23 protein-coding genes are annotated in these 24,631 nt (G+C 60.5%); 10 read left to right on the forward strand and 13 right to left on the reverse strand.

What is annotated here, in order from left to right:
• The first annotated feature begins 265 nt into the window (after positions 1–265).
• Positions 266–688, forward strand: coding sequence for a nucleoside-diphosphate kinase (gene ndk, locus Q4Q11_RS18260; RefSeq protein WP_112506956.1), 423 nt, complete (start codon positions 266–268; stop codon positions 686–688).
• Between the two features lie 139 nt (positions 689–827).
• Here ndk and Q4Q11_RS18265 read toward each other — a convergent pair whose 3' ends face one another.
• Both Q4Q11_RS18265 and Q4Q11_RS18270 read right to left on the reverse strand, forming a co-directional pair.
• Positions 828–1,349: a hypothetical protein gene (locus Q4Q11_RS18265; RefSeq protein ID WP_112506958.1), complete on the reverse strand. Its 522-nt coding sequence runs from the start codon at positions 1,347–1,349 to the stop codon at positions 828–830.
• Complete coding sequence (locus Q4Q11_RS18270) at positions 1,346–1,894, reverse strand: CGNR zinc finger domain-containing protein (protein ID WP_112506960.1); 549 nt, start codon at positions 1,892–1,894, stop codon at positions 1,346–1,348. Before Q4Q11_RS18270 ends, Q4Q11_RS18265 begins: the two co-directional genes overlap by 4 nt.
• Before the next feature lie 65 nt (positions 1,895–1,959).
• On the opposite strand from Q4Q11_RS18270, the gene Q4Q11_RS18275 reads away from it, so the two are divergent.
• The gene (locus Q4Q11_RS18275; RefSeq protein WP_498570384.1) at positions 1,960–2,856 is read left to right on the forward strand and encodes a branched-chain amino acid ABC transporter permease; all 897 of its coding nucleotides are present in this window, start codon (positions 1,960–1,962) and stop codon (positions 2,854–2,856) included.
• A 3-nt stretch (positions 2,857–2,859) separates the two neighbouring features.
• Here the strand turns inward: Q4Q11_RS18275 and Q4Q11_RS18280 are convergent, their stop codons facing one another.
• From Q4Q11_RS18280 to Q4Q11_RS18300, 5 genes are all read right to left on the reverse strand, one after another.
• Positions 2,860–3,327, reverse strand: coding sequence for a molybdenum cofactor biosynthesis protein MoaE (locus Q4Q11_RS18280; RefSeq protein ID WP_112506964.1), 468 nt, complete (start codon positions 3,325–3,327; stop codon positions 2,860–2,862).
• Positions 3,328–3,453: 126 nt separating this feature from the next.
• Positions 3,454–3,708 carry a molybdopterin converting factor subunit 1 gene (gene moaD / locus Q4Q11_RS18285; protein WP_004122202.1) on the reverse strand — a complete coding sequence of 85 codons (255 nt, stop codon included), beginning with the start codon at positions 3,706–3,708 and terminating at the stop codon, positions 3,454–3,456.
• Complete coding sequence (gene pgsA, locus Q4Q11_RS18290) at positions 3,708–4,295, reverse strand: CDP-diacylglycerol--glycerol-3-phosphate 3-phosphatidyltransferase (RefSeq protein ID WP_112506968.1); 588 nt, start codon at positions 4,293–4,295, stop codon at positions 3,708–3,710. Before pgsA ends, moaD begins: the two co-directional genes overlap by 1 nt.
• Positions 4,296–4,506: 211 nt before the next feature.
• Positions 4,507–6,549 (reverse strand): excinuclease ABC subunit UvrC, encoded by a 2,043-nt coding sequence (gene uvrC, locus Q4Q11_RS18295; RefSeq protein ID WP_498570385.1) that lies wholly within the window; start codon positions 6,547–6,549, stop codon positions 4,507–4,509.
• The gene (locus tag Q4Q11_RS18300) at positions 6,546–7,313 is read right to left on the reverse strand and encodes an SDR family oxidoreductase (protein WP_498570386.1); all 768 of its coding nucleotides are present in this window, start codon (positions 7,311–7,313) and stop codon (positions 6,546–6,548) included. The genes uvrC and Q4Q11_RS18300 overlap by 4 nt, the downstream gene beginning before the upstream one ends.
• 363 nt (positions 7,314–7,676) lie before the next feature.
• Here Q4Q11_RS18300 and Q4Q11_RS18305 point away from each other — a divergent pair, with 363 nt between their 5' ends.
• Positions 7,677–8,309 (forward strand): outer membrane protein, encoded by a 633-nt coding sequence (locus Q4Q11_RS18305; RefSeq protein WP_498570387.1) that lies wholly within the window; start codon positions 7,677–7,679, stop codon positions 8,307–8,309.
• A 218-nt stretch (positions 8,310–8,527) separates the two neighbouring features.
• Here the strand turns inward: Q4Q11_RS18305 and Q4Q11_RS18310 are convergent, their stop codons facing one another.
• Together Q4Q11_RS18310 and Q4Q11_RS18315 are read right to left on the reverse strand one after the other, a co-directional pair.
• Positions 8,528–9,121 (reverse strand): glutathione S-transferase, encoded by a 594-nt coding sequence (locus tag Q4Q11_RS18310; protein ID WP_112506976.1) that lies wholly within the window; start codon positions 9,119–9,121, stop codon positions 8,528–8,530.
• 33 nt (positions 9,122–9,154) lie between these two features.
• The gene (locus tag Q4Q11_RS18315) at positions 9,155–10,006 is read right to left on the reverse strand and encodes a 23S rRNA (adenine(2030)-N(6))-methyltransferase RlmJ (protein WP_498570388.1); all 852 of its coding nucleotides are present in this window, start codon (positions 10,004–10,006) and stop codon (positions 9,155–9,157) included.
• A gap of 81 nt (positions 10,007–10,087) precedes the next feature.
• Between Q4Q11_RS18315 and Q4Q11_RS18320 the strand changes: the two genes are divergently transcribed.
• The 3 genes from Q4Q11_RS18320 (at position 10,088) to Q4Q11_RS18330 (ending at position 14,124) form a co-directional block, all read left to right on the forward strand.
• Complete coding sequence (locus Q4Q11_RS18320; protein ID WP_498570398.1) at positions 10,088–12,211, forward strand: molybdopterin-containing oxidoreductase family protein; 2,124 nt, start codon at positions 10,088–10,090, stop codon at positions 12,209–12,211.
• Positions 12,208–12,801, forward strand: a complete 594-nt coding sequence (locus tag Q4Q11_RS18325; protein ID WP_112506982.1) for an NUDIX domain-containing protein — start codon at positions 12,208–12,210, stop codon at positions 12,799–12,801. The genes Q4Q11_RS18320 and Q4Q11_RS18325 overlap by 4 nt, the downstream gene beginning before the upstream one ends.
• Positions 12,802–12,954: 153 nt before the next feature.
• A complete protein-coding gene (locus Q4Q11_RS18330) occupies positions 12,955–14,124 on the forward strand; it encodes an alpha-D-ribose 1-methylphosphonate 5-triphosphate diphosphatase (protein ID WP_498570389.1) in 1,170 nt (389 codons plus the stop codon).
• Positions 14,125–14,214: 90 nt separating this feature from the next.
• Here the strand turns inward: Q4Q11_RS18330 and purN are convergent, their stop codons facing one another.
• On the reverse strand, positions 14,215–14,886 hold the full coding sequence (gene purN / locus Q4Q11_RS18335) for a phosphoribosylglycinamide formyltransferase (RefSeq protein WP_498570390.1): 672 nt from the start codon (positions 14,884–14,886) through the stop codon (positions 14,215–14,217).
• Complete coding sequence (purM, locus tag Q4Q11_RS18340; RefSeq protein ID WP_498570391.1) at positions 14,883–15,956, reverse strand: phosphoribosylformylglycinamidine cyclo-ligase; 1,074 nt, start codon at positions 15,954–15,956, stop codon at positions 14,883–14,885. The genes purN and purM overlap by 4 nt, the downstream gene beginning before the upstream one ends.
• Before the next feature lie 222 nt (positions 15,957–16,178).
• On the opposite strand from purM, the gene Q4Q11_RS18345 reads away from it, so the two are divergent.
• From Q4Q11_RS18345 to ppx, 4 genes are all read left to right on the forward strand, one after another.
• Positions 16,179–17,309 (forward strand): AI-2E family transporter, encoded by a 1,131-nt coding sequence (locus Q4Q11_RS18345; RefSeq protein ID WP_112506990.1) that lies wholly within the window; start codon positions 16,179–16,181, stop codon positions 17,307–17,309.
• 2 nt (positions 17,310–17,311) lie between these two features.
• The gene (hdaA, locus tag Q4Q11_RS18350) at positions 17,312–18,025 is read left to right on the forward strand and encodes a DnaA regulatory inactivator HdaA (protein ID WP_112506992.1); all 714 of its coding nucleotides are present in this window, start codon (positions 17,312–17,314) and stop codon (positions 18,023–18,025) included.
• 75 nt (positions 18,026–18,100) lie between these two features.
• Complete coding sequence (locus Q4Q11_RS18355) at positions 18,101–20,302, forward strand: RNA degradosome polyphosphate kinase (RefSeq protein ID WP_112506994.1); 2,202 nt, start codon at positions 18,101–18,103, stop codon at positions 20,300–20,302.
• An 11-nt stretch (positions 20,303–20,313) separates the two neighbouring features.
• Entirely contained in the window at positions 20,314–21,834 is a 1,521-nt protein-coding gene (gene ppx / locus Q4Q11_RS18360) for an exopolyphosphatase (RefSeq protein ID WP_113214692.1), read from the forward strand.
• 193 nt (positions 21,835–22,027) lie between these two features.
• Here the strand turns inward: ppx and Q4Q11_RS18365 are convergent, their stop codons facing one another.
• Both Q4Q11_RS18365 and rnd read right to left on the reverse strand, forming a co-directional pair.
• A complete protein-coding gene (locus tag Q4Q11_RS18365) occupies positions 22,028–23,080 on the reverse strand; it encodes an adenylate/guanylate cyclase domain-containing protein (protein ID WP_498570392.1) in 1,053 nt (350 codons plus the stop codon).
• A gap of 281 nt (positions 23,081–23,361) precedes the next feature.
• On the reverse strand, positions 23,362–24,507 hold the full coding sequence (gene rnd / locus Q4Q11_RS18370; RefSeq protein ID WP_112507002.1) for a ribonuclease D: 1,146 nt from the start codon (positions 24,505–24,507) through the stop codon (positions 23,362–23,364).
• Between the last annotated feature and the right edge of the window lie 124 nt (positions 24,508–24,631).

Raw genomic sequence — 24,631 nt, forward strand, 5'->3', positions numbered from 1 at the left:
CTGCGGCGGCATTGTAGACCTGAACATTGGCCCAGCGGTTATAGTCGGCAAGCATCCTGAAATGTCTGAGCATATGCGTCTCCTTCATTGGTGGTGGTGATGATATCGCGAAGTTCGGCGATGGGCAGCCGCGTCACCGTCCCGCGTATCGCGAATCGGCCGCGAGGACTGTGACAGCAGCGTGAAATTGGGCGATCCCCCTTGTTTTCGGAGTTTGGGGCAGGTAAACACCGCCCACTTTTCTCTGATTACAAGGAACGGACCCATGGCGATTGAACGTACTTTTTCGATGATCAAGCCGGATGCGACGAAGCGTAACCTGACCGGCGCCATCACCAAGGTTTTTGAAGACAACGGCCTGCGCGTCATCGCCTCCAAGCGCGTCTGGATGAGCAAGCGCGAAGCCGAAGGCTTCTACGCTGTTCACAAGGAACGTCCGTTCTTTGGCGAACTCGTTGAAGGCATGACCTCCGGTCCGACCATCGTTCAGGTTCTGGAAGGCGAAAACGCCATCCTCAAGAACCGCGAAATCATGGGCGCAACCAACCCGGCAAACGCTGACGAAGGCACGATCCGCAAGACCTTCGCCCTGTCGATCGGCGAAAACTCCGTTCACGGCTCGGACGCTCCGGAAACGGCCGCCGTCGAAATCGCTTACTGGTTCGCCGAGACCGAAATCGTCGGCTGAATCAGCCTCTCAGCGAAAGCGCTGAACGATTTGAAATGACTTATGAAAGCCGGGATCGCATCCCGGCTTTTTTCATGCCTGCCGCAACAGGCTCCCTCTTCCGGCAAGCGGGGAGAGAGGACTACCTTACCGCTGCCTTTCATGCCGGACAAGCGGCATCATGCCCGTAATCGATACTGCCGTCCCCTTTGAAAATATCCGGATTGGCAGTGTAAGCCGGGCCGACGACGAGCGGTCTCGTCGGCAGCACGGTCTGATCGAGATCGGATTTGACCTCCGTTTTGATGGTCTGGATCGTCTTGTCGCTCGCATCCACCAGCCTGATCGAGACCGAATACGGGCGGTCCTTGCGCACGCAGCGCAGGTCCGGGCTCTCCAGGGTGATCTTGTCCCAGAAGGAATAGATCTTCTCGTGGGTGACAAGCGGATCGCCGCCCGCGGGGTTTTCGAACTCCGTAACCGCCGTCGTGCCGTCGGGAATGGGGGCGATCTTCTTGAGCGTGATCATATAGGTCGCGCTTGCCACCCGGTAGTTGAACACGAAAAGGCGGCCGGTGAGTTCCGTCGGACCTTGATCGTCCTTCCTCTGGCAGCCGGCTAGTGCAAGGCTGGCGATAACGCCAGCGCCGGCCGCCATCAGCATGATCCTTGATATTGTCATGGCGCAGTCTCCTCCTTCTTGCGCCGGTAGTGCCGGCTGGCCTTGGCTCGGTTGCCGCAGACCGCCATGTCGCACCAGGCTCGGCTTTTGTTCTTGCTGCGGTCGATGAAGAGCCAGCCGCAGTTGCGGCAGATTTTCATCCGTTCCGGATCGGGCATGGCGATGAGCCGCAGCGTGGAATGCACCGTCGCGGCATCGAGCCCGTTGGTTGCCGCGCGCTTCAGGACTTTCGCCAAAGCGGCAAGCAGATCTGCGAGCAGCGGCTCTGCGGTCTCGCCGAGAATGCGTGCCCGGAAGTATCGATCGATCATCTCCCGCAACGAGATGAAGTCGCCCCTGTTTTCTCGCCGCACCGGCAGGATATCGCCGAAGAGCGCCCGTTCGGCGCAGAAATTGACGGCTGCTTTCGGAAAACTGTCCATCTGACCCGCCGCTTCGAAACGGTCGATCCGCCGTTCGTCGTCGTGGCGCAGGATCACGCTGTTGGCGACATCGAGTGCAAGCGCGCCTCCGGAGAAGCGATGTGGGGTCCAGGAAAAGCTCATGCGAAAATTATAACTGGTAAAATTGATTTTGCCAGTTACTATTTGTTTGTTCCTCGGAGGGGTCGATGGCCTATCTTCTGCAGCAGTTGGCGAATGCCGTTCCGCTCGCCGCGCTCTATGCGGCACTGGCTTTCGGCTATTCCATTGCCTTCGGGGTCATGAAGCGCGCTGATATCACTTACGGCGCGCTTTTCGCCTTTGCCGGCCAGATGCTCGTGCTCTTTACCGATGTCGGCTACACGAGAATGTATCTGATCCTGCCGGCCGCTTTCACCTTCGGCGTTGTCGCCGCCGTCAGCTATACGCTTGGCACCAGCATCCTCGTCGGCCGCGTGATCATGCTGCCGCTGTCGCGAAAATCGCCGAATACCATCATTGTTGCAGCGCTTGGCATGATGATCACCCTGATGGAAACTGCGCGATTGGCCTCCAATACGCGGGGCGTCTGGCTGCCTCCCATGCTGAACGGCACCGTCGTCTTCTGGGATAGCGGCGATTTCCGCGTGACGCTCACCCAGATCCAGCTCCTCAACACAGCGCTGATGATCCTTGTCATCCTTGCGGGCGCCTATGTCCTCAGATTCACGGGATGGGGCCGCATCTGGCGGGCGGTGACCGACGATGCTCTGGCCGCCGAGCTCTGCGGTGCCAGCGCCAACCGCGTCTTTCTCTTAGCCTATGTCGCTTCCGCCCTGGTCGCAACCATCTGCGGCCTGCTGGCCACATCCTACTACGGAACGATGGATTTCGGGGCAGGGCTGATGTTCGGGCTCAAGGTGCTGATGATCGCGGCGGTCGGCGGCTATTCCGACCCGCTGAAGTCGGCGGGCGGGGCGGCCCTCCTGGGCCTCGCCGAAACCATGTGGGGCGCCTACGGCCCGTTCCTGTGGCGCGACTTCGTCATGTTCTCGCTGCTGGTGCTCTTGTTGGTGCTGAGCCGGCGGGAGCGGATCGTGCCCTGAGGCCTATTTGTTGCCGGCCCATTTGTCGCGGGCGGCATCATCGGCATCCTTGGCCGAGACCCAGCCGCCTTCCGCGCCGTCCCTGCCGTGTTCCTTCTTCCAGAAGGGCGCGGAAGTCTTCAGGAAATCCATGACGAAATTGGCGCCGTCGAACGCCGCCTGCCGATGCGGCGCCGCGGCAATGACGAGCACAATATTCTCGCTGGGCGCGATCTTGCCGTAGCGGTGGATGGCGGTCAGGCCAAGAAGTTCGAAACGCTTGATGGCGAGATTGGCGATACGGGTGATCTCCGCCTCCGCCATGCCGGGATAATGTTCGAGTTCGAGTGCGCCAAGCGTTCCAGCCTCATCGCGGCAAAGCCCGGTGAAGGTGACGACCGCGCCGATATCGTGGCGTCCGTTCGTCAGCCGGTCGATCTCGGTTTGAAGATCGAAATCTTCGCGTTGAACTTTGACGAATGGTGAAATCATCGCAATTTCCTTGATCGACCTTTCAAACAGGCTGACGAAGCCGCTCGGCCCTTCGCTCTTGCTCAGGGCGTTCGTCGCTTCAATCGATTCACTGGATCGATTGCTCGGGCTTCGCCCGATCGCTCCTCACCCTCCCGTCATGGGCGGGAAGAGGCCGATCTCCCGTGCTCCGGCGATTGGCTCGTCGTGATCGGCATGCTCCATGTTGATTGCGACGCGGATCGCCTGGGGGAATTGAAGTGCCGCCTCGTATTCCTCGCCCAAGCCCTTCAAATGACTCAGGAGATCGCCGACGGTCACGACATCGGCGGGAAGAGAAATCTCCTCTTCCGCTTTGCCGATCCGCTCGCGCACCCAGGCGAAATAGACGAGCTTGGTCATCATTCTTCATCCACGACATGCTTCAGCCCGGCACGGAAATAATCGTAGCCGGTGTAGATGGTCAAAAGCGCTGCGATCCAGAGCAGGCCGATGCCCATCTCCGTCGTATAGGGTAGCACCTTGTCGCCCGCCGGCCCAGCCAGCAGGAAGGCGATGGCGACGAGCTGCGCGGTCGTCTTCCATTTCGCGATGCGCGTCACTGGAACGCTGACCTTCAGAGCCGCCAGATATTCGCGCAGGCCTGATACGAGGATTTCACGGCAGAGGATGATGATGGCGGCCCAGAGCGACCAGCCGGCAATGGTGCCGTCGGCTGCCACCAAAAGCAGAATCGCAGAGACCAGCAGCTTGTCCGCGATCGGATCGAGCATGCGGCCGATATTCGAGGTCTGGTTCCAGATGCGCGCGAGATAGCCGTCGAGGAAATCGGTGACCGAGGCGATGACGAAGATCCAGAGCGCGACCCAGCGAGCAAAATCGGAGCCTTCCAGCTTACCCTCGATGAAGAAGCACAGAACGATCAGTGGTACGCAGAGAATGCGGCCGTAGGTGAGCAGATTGGGGATGCTGTAAGCACGCGAAGCCATGGAAATCGTTTCGTTTCTGTTGTCTCGGCGGATCGCAGTGAGGCTCGATTTCGGCTCTCAGCGTTCTCCGTGCATTTGATTGTCTTGATCCTCTCCAAAAACCGCTTCGCACTTTTTGGGATCAAATCCTAGATGATGGTTTGGCGACCTTATCGTCAATATTGTTTCTGTTTTTTCACCGCCATTGCGTGGAATTTGCGACCAGCTTTTCTTATTTCGCGGCGTCCTCGTGAAAATGGTTGTAGACCTGCCGTGCTACGGCTTCGGAAATGCCTTCGACAGCCATCAGATCGGAGAGGGCGGCGCGGGATACCGCCTTGGCTGTGCCGAAATGCTGAAGCAGTGCGCGCTTGCGCGAAGGGCCGATGCCGCCGATCTCGTCGAGCGGGTTCTTCACCATTTCCTTCTTGCGCCGGGCGCGATGCGAGCCGATGGCAAACCGATGGGCTTCATCGCGCAGGCGCTGGATGAAATAGAGCACGGGATCGCGCGGCGGCAGCGTGAAGCTTTCGCGCGAAGGGGCGAAGAAGCGCTCGCGACCGGCATCGCGGTCGACGCCCTTGGCGACGCCGATGGCGATGACGCTGTCGGTGATCCCGAGCTCCTCGAGAATGGCGCGCACGGCCGTCATCTGTCCTTGGCCGCCGTCGATGAGGATGATGTCGGGCCAGGCAGGGAACGGCTGGTCGGCCGCATCCGCGCCGGAGGCCTCAGCGGTAGCGCTGCGATCGGGCTTGCCTTCTTCCTTCAGCAGCCGGGAGAAACGCCGGGTCATGACCTCGCGCATCATGCCGAAGTCGTCGCCGGGCGTGATGTCGGTCGATTTGATGTTGAACTTGCGGTACTGGTTTTTGACGAAGCCTTCCGGCCCGGCGACGACCATGCCGCCCACCGCATTCGTGCCCATGATATGGGAGTTGTCATAGATCTCGATGCGCTGCGGCACATAGGGAAGCTGGAACGTTTCCTTGAAGCCTTCGAGCAGCCGCGATTGCGATGCGGTTTCCGCCAGCTTGCGGCCATGCGCCTCGCGGGCATTGGCAATGACGTGCTCGACCAGATCGCGCTTCTCGCCGCGCTGCGGCACGAGGATCGAGACCTTGTGGCCGGCCTTCTCGCTGAGCGCCGCGGCCAGCAGTTCGATTTCCTCGACCGTCTCCGATAGCAGGATCTGCCGCGGCACGGGCTTGTCGTCGTAGAATTGCGCCAGGAACGCGTTCAGCACTTCGGCGCCCGAAAGCGACGGATCCGCTTTCGGGAAATAGGCGCGGTTGCCCCAGTTCTGACCGGTGCGGAAGAAGAAGACCTGGATACAGGAAATGCCGCCCTCGTGGTGGATGGCAAAGACATCGGCCTCTTCGACGCCGGCTGGATTGATGCCCTGATGGCTCTGCACATGCGATAGTGCGGCAAGCCGGTCGCGAAAGATCGCGGCGCGCTCGAAATCCAGATCCCCGGCGGCGGCGTTCATCGCCTCGGCCATATGCGCCTTGACGTTCTGGCTCTTGCCCGAAAGGAAGTCTTTCGCCTCCTGCACCAGTTCGCCATAAGCTGCATCGCTGATCTCGTGCGTGCAGGGGCCGGAACAGCGCTTGATCTGGTAGAGCAGACAGGGACGCGTGCGCGTTTCGAAAACGCTGTCGGCGCAGGTGCGGATAAGAAAGGCGCGCTGCAGTGAATTGATGGTGCGGCCGACGGCGCCGGCGGAAGCGAACGGCCCGAAATAGTCGCCTTTGCGGGCGCGGGCGCCGCGATGCTTGAAGATGGCCGGCGCGCGATGATCGCCGGTGATCAGTATGTAAGGAAAGGATTTGTCGTCGCGCAGCAGAACGTTAAAGCGCGGCCGCAAACGCTTGATCAGATTCGCTTCCAGCAGGAGCGCTTCCGTCTCCGTGCGCGTGGTGACGAACTCCATGTTTGCAGTTTCGCGCACCATGCGGGCAATGCGGTTGGAATGGACCTTACCCAATGCGTAGTTGGAGACGCGCTTCTTCAGGTTCCGCGCCTTGCCGACATAGAGCACATCGCCGCTTTCGTTGAACATGCGGTAGACGCCAGGACTGTTCGGCAGCCGCTTGACGAATTCGGCGATCAGCTCCGCGCCGCGAAGCCCGGTCTCGTTTTTTCCGCCCTCGTTCCAATCGACGGGCGCAACAGGGGAGACGGCAGCATCGCCTTCCACCTCGATGTCGTCTTCGATATCGTCTGATTCGTCGTAGAGAACGCCGCCATCGGGCAGCTTTCTTCCATTCATTCTGCACTCTCCGACACGTCTGGCGTTTCCCAGGCAAGATGCTGGCCGCCATCGAGCGCTATCATTTGGCCCGTGATCGAGGGCGTGTCAAAAAGAAAGCGGATGGTCCGGCCGAATTCTTCGAGCCCCGGCGCCGCCTTCAATATGAGGCCGTCGATCTGTGCTTGAAAGTCCTCTTCGCTCTGCCGCACGCTGCGCACCGTCGGGCCGGGACCGATGGCATTGACGCGGATGCGAGGGGCGAAACTCTGTGCCATCGTCTGTGTCGCCGTCCAAAGCGCTGCCTTCGACAGCGTATAGGAATAGAAGCGTGGATTCAGCGCCCAGACCCTCTGGTCGACCATGTTGACGATCAGGCCGGGATAGGGCTCCGGAAGCAGGCGGACGAGATCGGCCGCGAGGATCGAAGGTGCACGCACATGCAGGGCGAAATGCGCGTCGAATGCCTCGGCATCGAAACGGTCGGCGGAATCGCCGAGAAAAGCCGATGCATTATTGACCAGCAGATCAAGCGGCCCGAGCTCTGCCGCGGCTCTTTCGACAAGGGTTGAGGTCTCGTCCAAATCCTGCAGATCCGCCTTGATCGCAATTGCCTTCCGGCCCTTTTGCCGCAATTCCGCCACGATTTCCGAGGCTTCGGCGAGGGATTGGTTGGCATGCAGCGCAACCGCGAACCCATGGGCAGACAGATCCTCGGCTATTGCCCGGCCTATTCTTTTGGAAGCGCCTGTTATCAAGGCGGTGCGTAGTTTTTCCTGGCTCAAGATCTCGCCTTTTTCTCGTGGTTACCCGATCGACGATCATATAGGGCGTCGATACACCATATGAAAAGATGTGCGATCGAATGGCGCTCTTGAGGTACCCTATGTAAAACTTGAAATATATTTAGATAAAAATAAGTATACATGGTTTAACCAATGATTATGGTTAATAATTCATCTGTTGCGGTGAAGCAACATCGAAATTCAGCCATGCCTGTGCCACAATGATATCATATTTTGGCTCTTCCAATTCCTCATTTGCCATCCAATTTCAGCATCGATCCGGGAGGGATATGTTTTAATTGCTCGTGGCGCTTCGAAGTCAAGGACAGTAAGCGAGGCACACGGGCCTGAAAGGAGAAAAGTATGCGTACTCTTGTCACCACCCTCATGGTTTCCGCTTTCGCTCTCGGCGGCTTTACCGCAGCCCACGCCGCTGACGCTGTTGAGCAGGTTCCGCAGCCGCCCGTCGCCCAGGAAGCACCTCCGGCCGTCAACAACTGGTCCGGCTTCTACATCGGTGGCGAAGGCGACTGGAACGCTGGTCACTTCAACCGCACCGGCAACACCTATGCCTTCGGCGGTGGTGCCTTCACCGGTTACAACTGGCAGCAGGGCCAGATCGTATACGGTATCGAAGGCGACCTGGGTTATGCCGACTCCGAAACCAGCCGTAACGGCTTGACCACCAAGAACGGTGTCAACGGCTCGGTTCGCGGTCGTCTCGGTTACGACTTCAACCCGTTCATGCTGTACGGCACGGCCGGTCTGGCAATCGGCCAGAACAAGCTCGAAGACGCTACCTCGTCTGAAAGCAAGACGGCTGTAGGTTACACGGTCGGTGCAGGTGCTGAAACCTTCATCACCAACAACATCACGGCTCGCCTCGAATACCGTTACACCGACTACGGCAAGAAGACCTTCAACCTCGACTCCGGCAGCTTCTCGCGTGGCTTCGACGAGCAGAGCGTCAAGGTCGGTATCGGCGTCAAGTTCTGATAATTTGATAGCATAGTCTGACGAAGAAGCCGGGGTTTGCGCCCCGGCTTTTTTGTCTGCGTCGTTAAAATCGCGCCGCATGAGATAAGCATTTCCAGGAAAAGTGCGTAGCGGTTTTCCGTCCGGAATGCGTTTGGAAACAGGGAGATAGAGCGTTTTCGCGATTCGAAGAAAAGCGGAAATGCTCTATGCCGCCGACCGCTGCCGGGCCGGCGAAATCAACCCTGCGGCTTCATCCCCGGATAGTCCGGAAAGTGTTTCTCGAACTTGCGCGCCCAGTCGATCAGCCCCGCATGGTCGGCTTCCCATTGGCCTTCGAAGCGAAGCTGCAGGTAGCCGATGAGGGCGGCAAGGGCGAAATGGCCACCATGCAGCTTCTTGCCGATCTTCGGCGGTTCGGCATCGAGATGGGTGAGGGCGCGGCTCACCTTTGTCCACTGCCGGTCGATCCAGGGCTGGTGCTGCTTTTCCATTTCGCGAAAGCGGCGCTCGTAGACGATCGACAGAAGGCACTCGTTGGTGCCGTCGATCAGCGCTTCCAGAACCTCGATCTCGGTACGCTTGCCCTTCTTCGAAGGATAGAGCCCGCCTTCCTGCCGATCGAAATAATGCATGATGGCGCGGCTGTCGAAAATGGCTTCGCCATCGCCCGTGAGCAATGTCGGGATCTTGCCGAGCGGATTGTTGTCGATGAGAAGTGTCGGACCCGCATTCGTGTCGACATGGATTTCCTCGAGCTTGATGCCGAGATGGCGAGCGGCCATGCGCACCTTGCTGGAGAAGGGGGAGGTGGACGAGCAAAGAAGTCTCATGAAATCACCTGTGGGATATGCATGTGAAAAGTCTCAATGTTCGCCGCGCAGCCAGAAGGCGCGCTGCGAGGCGAAACGGTCCTGCGCCAGAATATCCTTCAAGGCCGGCAGCAGTGCATGCAATTCATCTTTCAGCGTGAAGGGCGGGTTGACGATGATGAGGCCGGAGCCGGTCAGTCCGGTAAAGCCGCGGTCGCTTTTGACGCTCAGCTCGGCGCACAGCATCTTCGGAATGTCCAGCGCCTGCAGCGCCTCGTGAAACGCTTTGATCGGCGCGTCCTTCTTGATCGGATACCAGAGGCAATAGGTGCCCCCGGGGAAGCGGCGCCAGGCTTTTGCCAGGCCGTCGATCAGGCGTTCATATTCGCCTTCCTCTTCGAAAGGCGGATCGACGAGCACGATCCCGCGCTTTTCCTTTGGCGGCAGATGCGCGCCGAGCGCCAGCCAGCCGTCCAGCTCGGTGATGCGTACGTGATGATCGCCCTCGAACAGCCGGTGAAGCCGCTGAAAATCGTCGGGATGCAGCTCCATGGCCGAAAGCCGGTCCTGTGGGCGGAACAGCATGCGGGCAAGCTTCGGCGAGCCGGGATAGAGCCTGATGCCGCCTTCGGGGTTCAGCTCGCGGATGGCGGCAAGATAGGGCTCCAGCAGCTCGGCCACCTGCGGCACGAGTTCCGTTTCCAGCACCCTGCCGATGCCGTCGCGCCACTCGCCCGTCTTCTGAGCTTCTTCTGACGAGAGATCGTAAAGGCCGATACCGGCATGCGTGTCGAGGACGCGAAACGCTTTATCCTTGTTCTGCATGTAGCGGACGAGGCGCGCGAGGATAGCGTGTTTCAAGACATCGGCAAAATTGCCCGCGTGGTAGATGTGCCGATAGTTCATCGTCGGTGAAGTCCGCATGAATTGTTGAGATGGGCCGGATTGTCTCTAGTGGCCGGACATCGCTTGAAATATACAAACATCATGAACATTGCGACCCCCATCCAAGCCAAATCGCGCATCGGCCACACCGCCTGTCCGCACGACTGTCCCTCTACCTGCGCGCTCGAGGTCGATCTGACCGAGGACGGCAGGATCGGCCGGGTTCGCGGCGCCAACGATCATTCCTACACGTCCGGCGTCATCTGCGCCAAGGTGGCGCGCTATGCCGAGCGGCTCTATCACCCCGATCGGCTGATGAAGCCACTGCGCCGCGCCGGCGCCAAGGGCGAGGGGCGCTGGCAGGAACTTTCCTGGGACGCTGCGCTGGACGAGATCGCCGAAGCCTTTGTAAAGGCGGAAGCGAAGGATGGCAGCGAGGCGATCTGGCCTTATTTCTACGCCGGCACGATGGGCTGGGTGCAGCGCGATTCCATCGAGCGGCTGCGTCACGCCAAGCGCTATTCCGGCTTCTTCTCGTCGATCTGCACCAATCCGGCTTGGACGGGCTTCACCATGGCGACGGGCGTGCTGCGCGGTCCCGATCCCCGCGAGATGGGCCGCACCGATTGCGTCGTCATCTGGGGCACCAATGCGGTGGCGACCCAAGTCAATGTCATGACCCATGCGGTGAAGTCCCGCAAGGAACGCGGCGCCAGGATCGTCGTCGTCGATATCTACGACAACCCGACGATGAAGCAGGCCGATATGGCGCTCATCGTCAAGCCGGGCACCGATGCGGCCCTTGCCTGCGCCGTCATGCACATCGCCTTCCGCGACGGTTATGCCGACCGCGCCTATATGGCAAAATATGCCGACGATCCCGCCGGCCTCGAAGAGCACCTGAAGACGAAGACCCCGGCCTGGGCTTCGGACATCACCGGCCTTTCGGTCGATGAGATCGAAGCCTTCGCAAAGCTCGTCGGAACGACGAAGAAAACCTACTTACGTCTCGGCTATGGCTTTACCCGTCAGCGCAACGGCGCGATCGCCATGCACGCGGCGGCGTCGATTGCCACTGTCCTCGGCTCCTGGCAATATGAGGGCGGCGGCGCCTTTCATTCGAACAGCGATATCTTTCGTATGGACGCGAGCGAACTGACCGGTCGCGCCATGAAGGATAGGGATATCCGAATGATCGACCAGTCGCAGATCGGCCGCGCCTTGACCGGCGATGCCGTGGCGCTGCGCCGTCGCGGCCCGGTCACGGCCATGCTGATCCAGAACACCAATCCGGTGAACATCGCGCCGGAGCAGCGGCTGGTGAAGCGCGGCTTTGCCCGCTCCGACCTCTTTGTCGCCGTACATGAGCAGTTCATGACCGATACGGCCGAGATGGCCGATATCGTCATCCCCGCCACCATGTTCGTTGAGCACGACGACATCTATCGCGCCGGCGGTCAGAACCACATTCTTCTCGGCCCGAAGCTTGTCGAGCCGCCACCGACCGTTCGCAGCAACCTTTTCGTGATCGAAGAATTGGCCAAGCGCCTCGGTGTCGCGGATCGCCCCGGTTTTGGCTTCTCCGCCCGCGAGATGATCGACAGGGTTCTGTCGAGAAGCGGCTTGCCGGATTACGATTACTTCCTCGAGCATAAATGGTTCGACCGTCAGCCTGACTTCGAGGATGCACATTTCATCAAGGGCTTTGCCCATCCCGACGGCAAGTTCCACTTCCGTCCGGATTGGGCCAACCAGCCGGCGCCGAACCGTCCGCCCGCGTCCGTCGGTCTGCTCGGCCCTCATGCCGAACTGCCGGAGTTTCCCGATCAGGTCGATGTCATCGAGGTGGCAGATCCAGAACATCCGTTCCGGCTTGCGACGTCGCCGTCGCGCAACTTCCTGAATTCGAGCTTCTCGGAAACGAAGACATCGCGGCAGAAGGAAGGCCGTCCCGAAGTGATGATCAATCCGGCCGATGCCGAGTGGCTCGATATCGTCAATGGCGAGCTGGTTCGCATCGGCAATGGCCGCGGTGATATCCGCATTCATGCGCGCGTGACGACGGAGGTGAAGCCGGGCGTTCTGATTGCCGAGGGTCTGTGGCCGAATAAGGCCCATGTCGATGGCGAGGGCATCAATGTGCTGACCGGCGCCGATCCGGTCGCGCCCTATGGCGGCGCGGCTGTCCACGACAACAAGGTATGGCTCCGTAAGGATATGGCATGACCAAATTCGAAAAGGCGAAAGCCGAAATCGCCGGTGAAAAGACGCTGGCGGATCAATGGACGCGGCTGAGCAGCTTCGAGCTCGACTACACGGATTCGCAGGGCGAAAAGCACCGCCTGGAGCGCGAGGTCTATCACCGCACGCCGGCCGCCTGCATTCTGCTTTATGATCCCAAGCGGGAAACGGTGGTGCTTGTTCGGCAGTTCCGCCTGCCGGCCCAATTGATCGGCGAGCCGGCCTGGATGATCGAGGTGCCTGCCGGACTGCTCGATGGCGACCACCCGGACGCAGCCATTCGCCGCGAAGCCATGGAAGAAACCGGTTTTCGAGTCCGTGATGTCCGCTTCCTCTTCAAGGCGCTGACCTCGCCGGGCTCGATCACCGAGATCATCCACTTCTTTGCCGCCGTCATCGATACATCGGACCGCGTCGCCAATGGCGGTGGGCTTGCCGAGGAGCACGAGGATATCGAGGTTCTGGAGGTGCGCCTGTCTGAGGCGTTGGCGATGATCGAGAGCGGCGACATCTATGACGCCAAGACGATCATGCTGCTCCAATGGGCTGTGTTGAACGTGGCCAGCCTGAAATAGACAAGGAACGCGGACATTGGTGTTATATACGCCTTTGTCCGCTCTGCCTTCATCACATTGTCACGAATCGAGCTTACCGGGGCGTGCTGGCTGGAAACATTCGAATGTTTCCGAGCCTCCTTCGATCATGGACGCTGTTTCAGGAGAAAGCCGATGTGGCTCAGCAATTTCACGCTCGTTCTTCCCAGTGAAGTCGTTGAAAAGGGCTCGGTGCACATCGAAGGTGGCATGATTGCCGAAATCCGCCCGGAACCGGTCGAGCAGCCGACCTTCGACGGCGGCGGCCGTTTGCTGATGCCAGGGTTCGTCGATCTGCACTGCGACATGGTGGAGCGCGAGATCGCGCCGCGGCCGAATGCGATGATGCCGATCGATTTCGGCATTCATGAACTGGACAAGAAACTGGCGGCCGCCGGCGTCACGACGGCCTTTGCGGCACTCTCCTTTGCGACCGAAAGCGTCTATGGCCACGTCCGCTCGCTCGAAACCACCTCGGCAGTTATCCGCGGCATCGGCAGCTTGCGCGATGAACTCCTGATCGACCATCGCGTCCATGCCCGCTACGAAATCACCAATCTCGGCGCGGCTCCGACCTTGGAGCGGCTCCTGGAGGAGGGGTCCGTCGATATGGTTTCGCTCACCGATCACACGCCGGGACAGGGTCAGTATAACGACATCGAAAGCTATATCCGCAGCATGTCGGAGCGCCGGTCCATGTCGCGCGAAGCGGCCGAAGAGGTTGTGGCAAAACGCATCGCGCAGCGGCAGGATCCGGAGATCGGACGCAAACTGCATGACGTGGTCGGGCTTGCGCTGAAGCACAAGCTGTCGCTGGCATCGCATGACGACGATAGTGCCGAGAAGGTGGCAGCGATGCACGATCTCGGAGTGACGATCAGCGAGTTTCCTGTGACGGGACCGGCTGCCGAAGAAGCCTGCCGCCGTGGTCTCTGGACCTTGATGGGTGCGCCGAATGCGCTGCGCGGTCAGTCGATGTCCGGCAATCTCAGCGCCCTGGATGCTGCCCGCGCCGGTCTGCTCGGCATCATCGCGGCCGATTATCACCCGGCTGCCTTCGTGCCGGCGATCTTCAAGATCGCCGACGTTGTCACTGGTAGTCTGCCGGCGGCCGTTGCGACGGCAACCTCCAACGCTGCCCGTTCAGCAGGGTTGACGGATCGCGGTGAGATCGCTGTCGGCCAGCTTGCCGATCTGGTCGCCGTCGAACCTGGCTCGGTTCACCGAATCCGCGCAACCTTCCGCGGTGGCCGCATCGTCTATAGCGACGGGACGCTACATCCGCTGATGTCAATGGCTGCCTGAGGAGAGGCAATTGTGAAGGAGGCATCTGGCATCCCCCTCATCCGCCCGAAGGGCGGATGAGGGGGTCTTTTTGATGTCAGAATTCCCTATTTAACCCGCATCCCCAAGCAGTGACAAAATCTGCCGTCCATCAACGACAGGTGTCTTGCCAAGGCTCACGGCCTTGCCGCCTTCCATCCGGATACTACCTTCCGCCAGCAGCCGCAGCGATTGCGGATAGATCTGATGCTCGACCGTAAGCACGCGGGCGGCAAGGCTGTCGGCGGTGTCGCCTGTCAGCACTGGCACGGCAGCCTGGCCGACGGCCGGGCCTTCATCCATGCCTTCGGTGACGAAATGCACGGTGCAGCCTGCGATGCGCATGCCGGCGTCGATGGCTCGCTGATGCGTGTGCAGGCCAGGGAAAAGCGGCAGCAGCGACGGATGTATATTGATGATCCGGCCTTCGTAAGCCTGGATGAAGCGGGCGGAGAGCAGGCGCATATAGCCGGCAAGACAGATGATGTCGGGGGAGAGGGCTTCCAGCTGCGAAAGGATCGCCTCTTCATGAGCTTCCTTGCTCGCAAACTCCTTGCGCACGAAAGCGAATGTCGCGATGCCCTCCACGGCAGCCTTGGCGAGACCGCCAGCATCCGCCTTGTCGGAGATGACGCCAACGATCTCTGCCGGATAGTCGGCTGCTTTCGTGGCTTTCAGAAGGGCCAGCATGTTGGAACCGCCGCCCGAGATGAAGACGACGACGCGTTTGCGCGGCGCGGTCATAGAGCGAGCGTGCCCTTGTAGACGGTTCCCGGCGCGCCTTCTGCGCGGGCAATCATGCGACCGAGCGTAACGACTGCTTCGCCCTCGGCCTCAAGCGCTGCCTTCACGGCCGCGACGTTTTCCTGAGCGACGACGACGATCATGCCGATGCCGCAGTTGAAGGTGCGCAGCATTTCCTTGGCCTCGACGCCGCCAGTCTTGGCAAGCCAGGAAAAGACCGGCGGCATCTTGACGGCGGCCAGATCAATTTCGGCGGCAAGATGCTTCGGCAGCACGCGCGGAATATTCTCCGGAAAGCCGCCGCCGGTGATGTGGGCAAGGGCCTTCAGGGCATGGGTTTCGCGGATGGCCTTGAGCAGCGGCTTCACATAGATGCGCGTCGGCGTCAGCAGAGCTTCGCCAAGCGCCTTGCCTTCGGCGAATGGAGCCGGCGCATCCCAGCCGAGGCCGGAAAGCTCGACGATCTTGCGTACCAGCGAGAAGCCGTTGGAATGAACGCCGGAGGAGGCAAGGCCGAGAATGATGTCGCCTTCGGCAATGTCGCCAGACGGCAGCAGCTGGCCGCGTTCGGCGGCGCCGACGGCAAAGCCCGCCAGGTCGTAATCGCCATGGGAATACATGCCCGGCATTTCCGCCGTCTCGCCGCCGATCAGCGCACAGCCCGCATCGCGGCAGCCGGCGGCGATACCGCCGACGATCGCCGCACCCTGATCTGGGTCGAGCTTGCCGGTAGCGAAGTAATCGAGGAAGAACAGCGGCTCGGCGCCCTGGACGACCAGATCGTTCACGCACATGGCCACGAGATCGATGCCGACTGTGTCGTGATAGTTGGCGTCGATCGCGATCTTCAGCTTGGTGCCGACGCCGTCGTTGGCGGCGACCAGCACCGGATCGGTAAAGCCCGCGGCCTTGAGATCGAAGAGGCCACCGAAGCCGCCGATCTCGCCATCCGCACCCGGCCGGCGCGTCGAACGGACGGCGGGCTTGATCTTTTCGACGAGCAGGTTGCCGGCATCGATATCGACGCCTGCGTCGCTATAGGTCAGACCGTTTTTTCCAGACTGGCTCATGCTTCCGCCTCCGATGTCCGCCTGTCCATTATGACAGGGCTTTCGTCGGGTCGCCATTGCATGATAGGGGCCTTTATGCAAGGCGCAAGCGCCGCAACACCCTCGATTTTCCCCGCTTCCCATTGCTCAAGGCAGATTTCCGGCCTCAGGCTTGACCATAATTGCGGCATCATCCTATGTCCTAAGCACACGGCAAACGGGCGCAAGGTAACGGGGAAGACGATGGAGCAGAAGGTCAGCGGCGCGAGCCTCAAGCGTCAAGTCATCTTCTGGGTGATCGTGCTCGTCGTCTTCGTCGCCTTTGTTTACCTCTTCAGCACGATTCTGCTGCCGTTCATCGCCGGCATGGCGGTCGCCTATTTTCTCGATCCGGTCGCCGACCGGCTGGAGCGGATCGGCCTCAGCCGTCTGATGGCAACGGTGGTGATCCTCGTCTCCTTCGTGCTGGTCTTCGCGCTGGCACTGACGATCTTCATCCCGATTGTCGTCAACCAGTTCAACGATTTCCTCCAGCACATTCCGACCTATGTGCAGCAGGTGCAGCAGCTGATCGCCAAGGCGCAGACGATGGTGCTGCCGGACTGGATTCGCAATCAGCTCGGCGCGATCAAGGATAATTTCTCAAGCATCATGTCCGAGGGTTTGAGCTTCGTCGGCGGCCTGTTCGCGCAGCTCTGGAGTTCCGGCAAGGCGCTCGTCAACATCCTCTCGCTAATGGTCGTGACCCCTGTCGTCGCCTTTTATATGTTGCTCGACTGGGATCGCATGATCGCCAAGGTGGACGACTGGATACCGCGCGACCATGTCGCCACGGTCCGCCAGATTGCCCGGGAGATCGATCAGGCCATCGCCGGTTTCATCCGGGGCCAAGGCTCGCTCTGCATCATCCTCGGCGTCTATTACGGCGTCGGCCTGTCGCTGGTCGGCCTGAACTTCGGCCTGCTGATCGGCCTCTTTGCCGGCATGATCAGCTTCATTCCCTATGCCGGTTCGATGGTCGGCCTCGTCCTGGCCGTCGGCGTCGCGCTCGTTCAGTTCTGGCCGGACTATCTCTGGGTCGGCTTGACACTCGTCGTTTTCTTCACCGGCCAATTCCTGGAAGGCAATGTGCTGCAGCCGAAGCTCGTCGGCGAAAGCGTCGGCCTGCACCCGGTCTGGCTGATGTTCGCCCTCTTTGCCTTCGGCGCGCTCTTCGGTTTTGTCGGCCTGCTGATCGCAGTGCCGGCTGCAGCCGCATGCGGCGTTCTTGTCCGCTTCGCCCTTTCGCGCTACCTTCAGAGTGATCTCTATTACGGACGCTCGGAAGCCGGCGAGGCGCGCAGAGCCAGGGCCGGCAAGCCCGAGAACAGCTAGACATGACCGACGCAAAGAATGCTGATTTGAGGCGCAAGGCCGCCGAACAGCTGCCCTTGGCCTTTACGCATGATCCCGCAAACGGGCGCGACGACCTGCTCGTTGCCGATCCCTTGCACGCGGCGGTGAAGATCGTCGATTCCTGGCCCCACTGGCCGTCGCCCGTCGTCGTCCTGGCCGGCCCGGTCGGCTCGGGCAAATCGCATCTTGCGAGCATCTGGGCCGAGCGGTGCGGCGCCGTCCACATTCATCCCGTGGCCGGCTCTGGTGCCCCGGTCGCGGCATCGAGCGGTCCCGTCGTCTTCGAGGATGTGGATCGCCTGGGTTTCGACGACACAGAGCTTTTCCATGTCATCAACAGCGTCCGCGAAAACGGCACCAGCCTTCTGATGACGAGCCGGCTCTGGCCGATGTCCTGGCCGGTGACGCTGCCCGATCTGCGTTCCCGCCTGAAGGCTGCGACGGTGGTCGAAATCGGCGAGCCGGACGAGGAATTGCTGTCGCAGGTGATCGTCAAGCTGTTCGCCGACCGGCAGCTTTATATCGATGACAAACTCGTCCTCTATATCGTCAATCGCATGGAGCGTTCCCTGAACGCGGCGCAGCTGATCGTTGACAGGCTGGACCGGCTGGCACTCGGGCGAGGGACAAGGATCACGCGTCCGTTGGCGGCCGAAGTCCTGAACGAACTGGGCAGTTCCGGCCAGCCGGATTGAGCTTGCTGCGATTGTCACAGTTCCGTCGTCAAACTGATATACGTGGCACAAGATTAGAAAGAGGGTAGGTGGAACATGGACTCGGCACTCACGGAACATCAGGACGCCAACCAGGAAAATCCAGAGACCGCACCTCCGGTCAGCGAATTGATGACCAGCCCCGAGCGCTTCATCAACCGCGAATTTTCCTGGCTGCAGTTCAACCGCCGCGTCCTTGAGGAGACGCTGAACACCGCTCATCCGCTGCTGGAACGTGTCCGCTTTCTCTCGATTTCCGCCGCCAATCTCGATGAATTCTTCATGGTGCGCGTCGCCGGTCTCGAAGGTCAGGTCCGCCAGAAGATCCTGATACGCACCCCCGACGGCAAGACGCCCGCCGAGCAGCTCGACGACATCCTGCGCGAGATCGACAATCTGCAGATGGAGCAGCAGGCTTCGCTCGCCGTCCTGCAGCAATATCTTGCCAAGGAAGATATTCTGATCGTCCGCCCGGCCGCTCTTTCCGATGCCGATCGCCAGTGGCTGCACACCGAGTTCGAGCAGGCGATCTTCCCGGTCCTGACGCCGCTCTCCATCGATCCGGCGCATCCTTTCCCTTTCATTCCGAACCTTGGCTTCTCGATCGCGCTGCAGCTGAAGAGCATGAACGGCCGCGAACCGATGACCGCGCTGCTGCGCCTGCCGCCGGCGCTCGACCGCTTCGTACGCCTGCCGGATGCGAGCAACGTCATCCGCTACATAACGCTGGAAGATGTGGTGAACATCTTCATCCACCGGCTCTATCCCGGATATGAGGTGCAGGGCTCCGGTACGTTCCGCATCATCCGCGACAGCGATATCGAAGTCGAAGAAGAAGCCGAAGATCTGGTACGCTTCTTCGAAACTGCGCTGAAGCGCCGTCGCCGCGGCTCGGTGATCCGCATCGAGACCGATTCCGAAATGCCGCTCGAGCTTCGCCAATTCGTGGTGGAATCGCTGAACGTGCCGGAAAACCGGATCGCAGTTCTGCCTGGGCTGCTGGCGCTCAACACGCTGTCGGAAATCTGCAAGGCGCCGCGCGACGATCTGCGCTTCGAGCCATACAATGCCCGATTTCCTGAGCGCGTCCGCGAACACGCCGGCGATTGTTTCGCCGCCATCCGCGAAAAGGACATGGTCGTCCATCACCCTTATGAATCCTTCGACGTGGTGGTCCAGTTCCTTCTCCAGGCTGCTAGGGATCCTGACGTTCTGGCGATAAAGCAGACGCTCTATCGTACGTCGAACGACAGCCCGATCGTCCGTGCGCTGATCGATGCCGCCGACACGGGAAAATCCGTAACCGCGCTGGTGGAACTCAAGGCCCGTTTCGACGAAGAGGCGAACATCCGCTGGGCGCGCGATCTCGAGCGTGCCGGCGTGCAGGTCGTCTTCGGGTTCATCGAACTCAAGACCCATGCAAAGATGTCGATGGTCGTGCGCCGCGAGGACGGCAAGCTGCGCACCTATTGCCATCTCGGCACCGGCAACTACCACCCGGTCACCGCCAAGATCTACACCGACCTCTCATACTTCACCTGCGATCCGGCGATCGCTCACGACATGGCGAATATCTTCAACTTCATTACCGGTTATGGTGAGCCGGAGCAGGGTATGAAGATCGCCGTTTCGCCCTATACGCTGCGTCCGCGCATCCTCCAGCATATCGAAGGCGAGATCGAGCACGCCCGGAACGGCCGTCCCGCGGCAATCTGGATGAAGATGAATTCGCTCGTCGATCCGGACATCATCGATGCGCTCTATCGCGCCAGCAACGCCGGCGTCGATATCGATCTGGTCGTGCGCGGCATCTGCTGCCTGCGTCCGCAGATCCCGGGCCTCTCGGAGAGAATCCGCGTCAAATCCATCGTCGGCCGCTTCCTCGAGCACAGCCGCATCTTCTGTTTCGGCGATGGTCACGGTCTGCCGTCGGACAAGGCGCTGGTCTACATCGGCTCCGCCGACATGATGCCGAGAAACCTCGATCGCCGCGTCGAAACCCTGGTGCCGCTCACCAACAAGACCGTGCACGAACAGGTGCTTTCACAGATCATGCTGGGCAATATCATTGACAATCAGCAGAGCTACGAGATATTGCCGGACGGGACTTCACGGCGCATGGAAGTGCGTCAGGGAAAAGAGCCATTCAATGCGCAGCAGTATTTCATGACGAACCCCAGCCTGTCGGGCCGTGGTGAAGCCTTGAAATCCAGTGCGCCGAAACTGATCGCTGGGCTGTTGTCGGGCCGCAACAAATAAACTGGACCTGCATGGTTGAATCAGAAGCCCAGGGGCGCCTTCCCGGTATTGCCCCTGTCTCCGTTGTCGATATTGGGTCGAATTCGGTCCGTCTCGTCGTCTACGAAGGCCATTCGCGGTCTCCGACCATCCTTTTCAACGAGAAGGTGCTTTGCGGCCTCGGCAAGGGCATAGCACTGACCGGAAAAATGGATGAGGAAAACGTAGCGCGGGCGCTTGCCGCGCTGCATCGCTTCAAGGCGCTCTCCGATCAGGCGCGCGCCTCCACCATCTACGTGCTCGCGACCGCGGCGGCCCGCGAAGCCAGCAACGGCCCGGAATTCATCCATCAGGCCGAGACGATCCTGCAGCGCAAGGTGCGCGTGCTTTCAGGCGAGGAAGAAGCGCGCTTTTCCGCGCTTGGCATCATCAGCGGCTTCTTCCATCCGGACGGCATTGCCGGTGACCTGGGCGGCGGCTCGCTGGAGCTGATCGACATCAAGGACCGGGAGATCGGCAAGGGCATCACGCTGCCGCTCGGCGGGCTGCGCCTGTCGGAATATGCCGGCGGCTCGATCGAGAAGGCTCGCAGCTTTGCGCGCAAGCACGTCAAGACGGCCAAGCTTTTGAGCAAGGGCGAGGGCCGCACGTTCTATGCGGTCGGCGGCACATGGCGAAACATCGCCAAGCTGCATATGGAAATCCGCAAATATCCGCTGCACATGATGCAAGGCTATGAAGTGCCGCTCGACGAGATGGTGCGCTTCCTGGATCAGATCGTCGAATCGAGGGATTCGAAGGATCCGGCGTTCCAGGCCGTTTCCAAGCACCGTCGTTTGCTGCTGCCGTTCGGCGCGGTCGCCATGCGCGAAGTGCTCACGGCCATGAAACCGTCAATCATTTCCTTTTCCGCCCAGGGTGTGCGCGAAGGCTATCTTTATTCTTTGCTGACGGAAGCGGAGCGCCATAGCGATCCGTTGCTCGTGGCGTCGGGGGAGCTTGCCATCCTGCGTGCCCGTTCGCCGGAGCACGCGCGCGAGCTCGCCGAATGGACGGGCCGGATGATGCCGTTCTTCGGAATCACCGAGACGGAGGAGGAAAGCCGCTACCGTCAGGCAGCCTGCCTGCTGGCCGACATCAGCTGGCGCGCCCATCCGGACTATCGCGGCCTGCAGGCGCTGAACATCATCGCCCATACCTCCTTTGTCGGCATCAGCCATGCCGGCCGCGCCTTCATCGCGCTTGCCAATTATTACCGCTTCGAAGGATTGAACGACGACGGGGCGACCGAGCCGCTGGCAACGATCGCCACGCCGCTCTACATCGAACGTGCCAAGCTGCTCGGCGGTTTGCTGCGTGTCGTCTATCTGTTTTCGGCCTCGATGCCAGGCGTCGTGCGCAACCTGTCGTTCCGCCGCTCGACCAGCCCGGATTTGGATCTCGAATTCGTCGTTCCCGCCGAATATCACGATTTTGCCGGCGAAAGGCTGGAGGGTCGTCTGCAGCAGCTCGGCAAGCTCACGAACCGACGGCTGGCCTTCTGCTTCGAATAAGTCTCGCTTTCGGTGGGCCCGAAGCCTTTATTGCCGCCCTGGCGGCGCTTGTGGTCCGGATACTCGATGAGAATCGGATCGATATAGCCGATCTTGCGAATGGACTTGCCGACATTGGCATCGCTGGACAATCCATAGGATGTGAAGCTCAGGTATGCGTCGACACCGAAGGGCCGCCGGCGATTTCGCAAGCCTACGATCTGCCGCGAACCGTCTTCAGCGCTTCCCGGTCCTGCGTGTGAAGGGCAATGACCCCGAGGGACTGGTCGCGGCCGCGAATGGCATGTTCGCCGAGTTCCTCCTTGATGATTGCCCCGGGAAGTTCGAGGCGCCTTGCGAGATCGCTCGAAATCAGCACCTGGCGCTCCAGTGTCTTGCAGAGCGATTCCAGCCTTGCGGCCGTGTTCACCGTGTCGCCGAAATAGGCGATCTTGTGATGGTCGACACCGATTTCCGCCGTCACGATGGTGCCGCCGTGCAGGGCGGCCCTGAGGCGCGGCACCCTGCCATATGATTTCAGCCAGGTCTCGGCATTCGCTTCGATATCGTTGAGGATGTTGAAGACGCAGCGCACGCAATTGGCATTCCTGACGCCACGCCGGAGCGGCCAGGTAATGATGGCAGCGTCGCCGATATAGTCGTCGATCGCGCCCTTGTGCCGCCGTACCGGCTCCGCTATGGCGGCGAACACCGCGCCGAGAAATTCCTGCGTTTTCAGGTCGCCGTGTTCCTCGGCAAAGGCGGTCGAGCCGACGAGATCGATGAAAAGGAAGACGCGCTCCTCCTGCACCGGATTGCGGTATCGGCCGGTGAGCAGGCTGAGGAAGACGTCGCGGCCGAGCAGCTCGCGCACGCGGCCGATGAAGATGATGACGGCGGTCACGAGAACGGCGTAGATGTAGACGTCCATCTTCAGCAGCGTCAGATCTTTCCAGGTGCCGTCGACCAGGCCCAGCAGTTTCATCAGGCTGCCCGCCATAGCATAGCCGACGCTCATCAGGATGAAATCGACGATCAGGGCGGAAAGAATGAAGGCCGGCGTCGGCTGGCGGTGCATCCAGACGTTCAGCCGCGGCAGGATCATGCGGCGCTCGAAGGCCAGCAGCGGCATGCCGCAGAACAGCGCGAAGACTGCACCGATATATAGTGGCGCTTCAGGGAAGAAAATCTTGCCGTAGATGACGCCGGTCGAGGCGACAACCAGCGACGTCAGTATCCAGTTGCGTATCGAATGGAAAATGCCCATTCACTTTTCCGCCGAGAAGCGACGCCTGTCATCGACGCGGGATTGCGCCGGCAAACCGGAACGTCATCGAACATAACGATTGCATCAGACGTTCATTCCACGAGATTTGCGGCGCAATCGTGATGGTAGCCAGCGTCTCGATGCGCCGATGATACGCAATCGCAACGCGCCGGGAAAGGAGAATGTCGCGCAAAAGCGTGCAGCGGTTTTGCGACAACGACATGTGCAAAGGCAGCAGCCTGAAGCGCGGGGAGCGAATCTGAGAGATCGCACCGAGCGCTTTAGAGAGTGACGGTCTCGATCCGCTTGCCCACAAAGCGCAAGGCCACCTGACCCTGGATGAGCTGCAGGGCCGTCTCGCCGAAAAGATCGCGTCGCCAGCCTGTCAAAGCCGCCACATCGGCATTCTCTCCCTCGGCGGCGATCTTGTCGAGATCGTCGCTGTTGGCGATCACTTTCGGAGCGACGCCATGCTTTTCGGCGATAAGCTTCAAAAGAACTTTCAGCAGTTCGGAGGCTGCAGCCGTGCCTTCCGGCGCCTGATGGTGGCGCGGCGGATGCGGCATTTCGGATTTCGGCAATGCCAGCGCCGCATTGATCGCTTCGAGCACGGCCGTACCCGCGGCCGAGCGCTCCCAGCCCTTGGGAATGGTGCGCAGCCGCGCCAGCGCCTCGCTGTCTTTCGGCTGCTGCTGGGCGATCTCGTAGATAGCGTCGTCCTTCACCACGCGAGCGCGCGGTACATTGCGCGCACGCGCCTCGCGCTCGCGCCAGGCGGCCACATATTTGAGGACGGCAAGTTCCTGCGGCTTGCGCAGCCGCATCTTTAGACGTTGCCAGGCATCGTCGGGATGCAGGTCGTAGGTCTCGCGCGCTTCGAGGATGGCCATCTCCTCCTGCAGCCAGGAGGCGCGGCCCTCGCGCTTGAGCTGCTCCTTGAGCGAGAGATAGACGTCGCGCAGATGGGTTACGTCGGCTAGCGCATAGTCCAGCTGCTTATCCGAGAGCGGCCGGCGGCTCCAGTCGGTAAAGCGCGAGGACTTGTCGATGTGGACATTCTTGATGCGGCTGACGAGCTGGTCGTAGGAGACGGAATCGCCGAAGCCGCAAACCATTGCCGCGACTTGGGTATCGAAGATCGGATGCGGAATGAGGTTGCCGCGATGGAAAATGATTTCGATATCCTGACGGGCGGCATGAAACACCTTCAAAACCGATGGGTCGGCCATCAGTTCGAAGAAGGGTGCCAGGTCCAGCCCCTTGGCCAGCGGGTCCACCAGCACTTCGGTGGTGGGGCTTGCCATCTGTATCAAACACAGTTCCGGCCAGAAGGTCGTCTCCCGCAGGAATTCCGTATCGATGGTAATGAATTCCGACTTGGCCAGCTCTCGGCAGGCCGCCTCCAATTGGGCGGTAGTTTCGATCATATCAACACATTCGACTGTAAAATACTTCTTTAACTTCCTTCTCCTTTCGGCCGGATATGTCAATACTTTCGCGGACAAAGCCTTTGCCGCGTTTCGCTTTTGGCTGAAATTGCCGGCAACTTTG

This window comes from Rhizobium sp. UFLA01-1127, assembly GCF_059803845.1.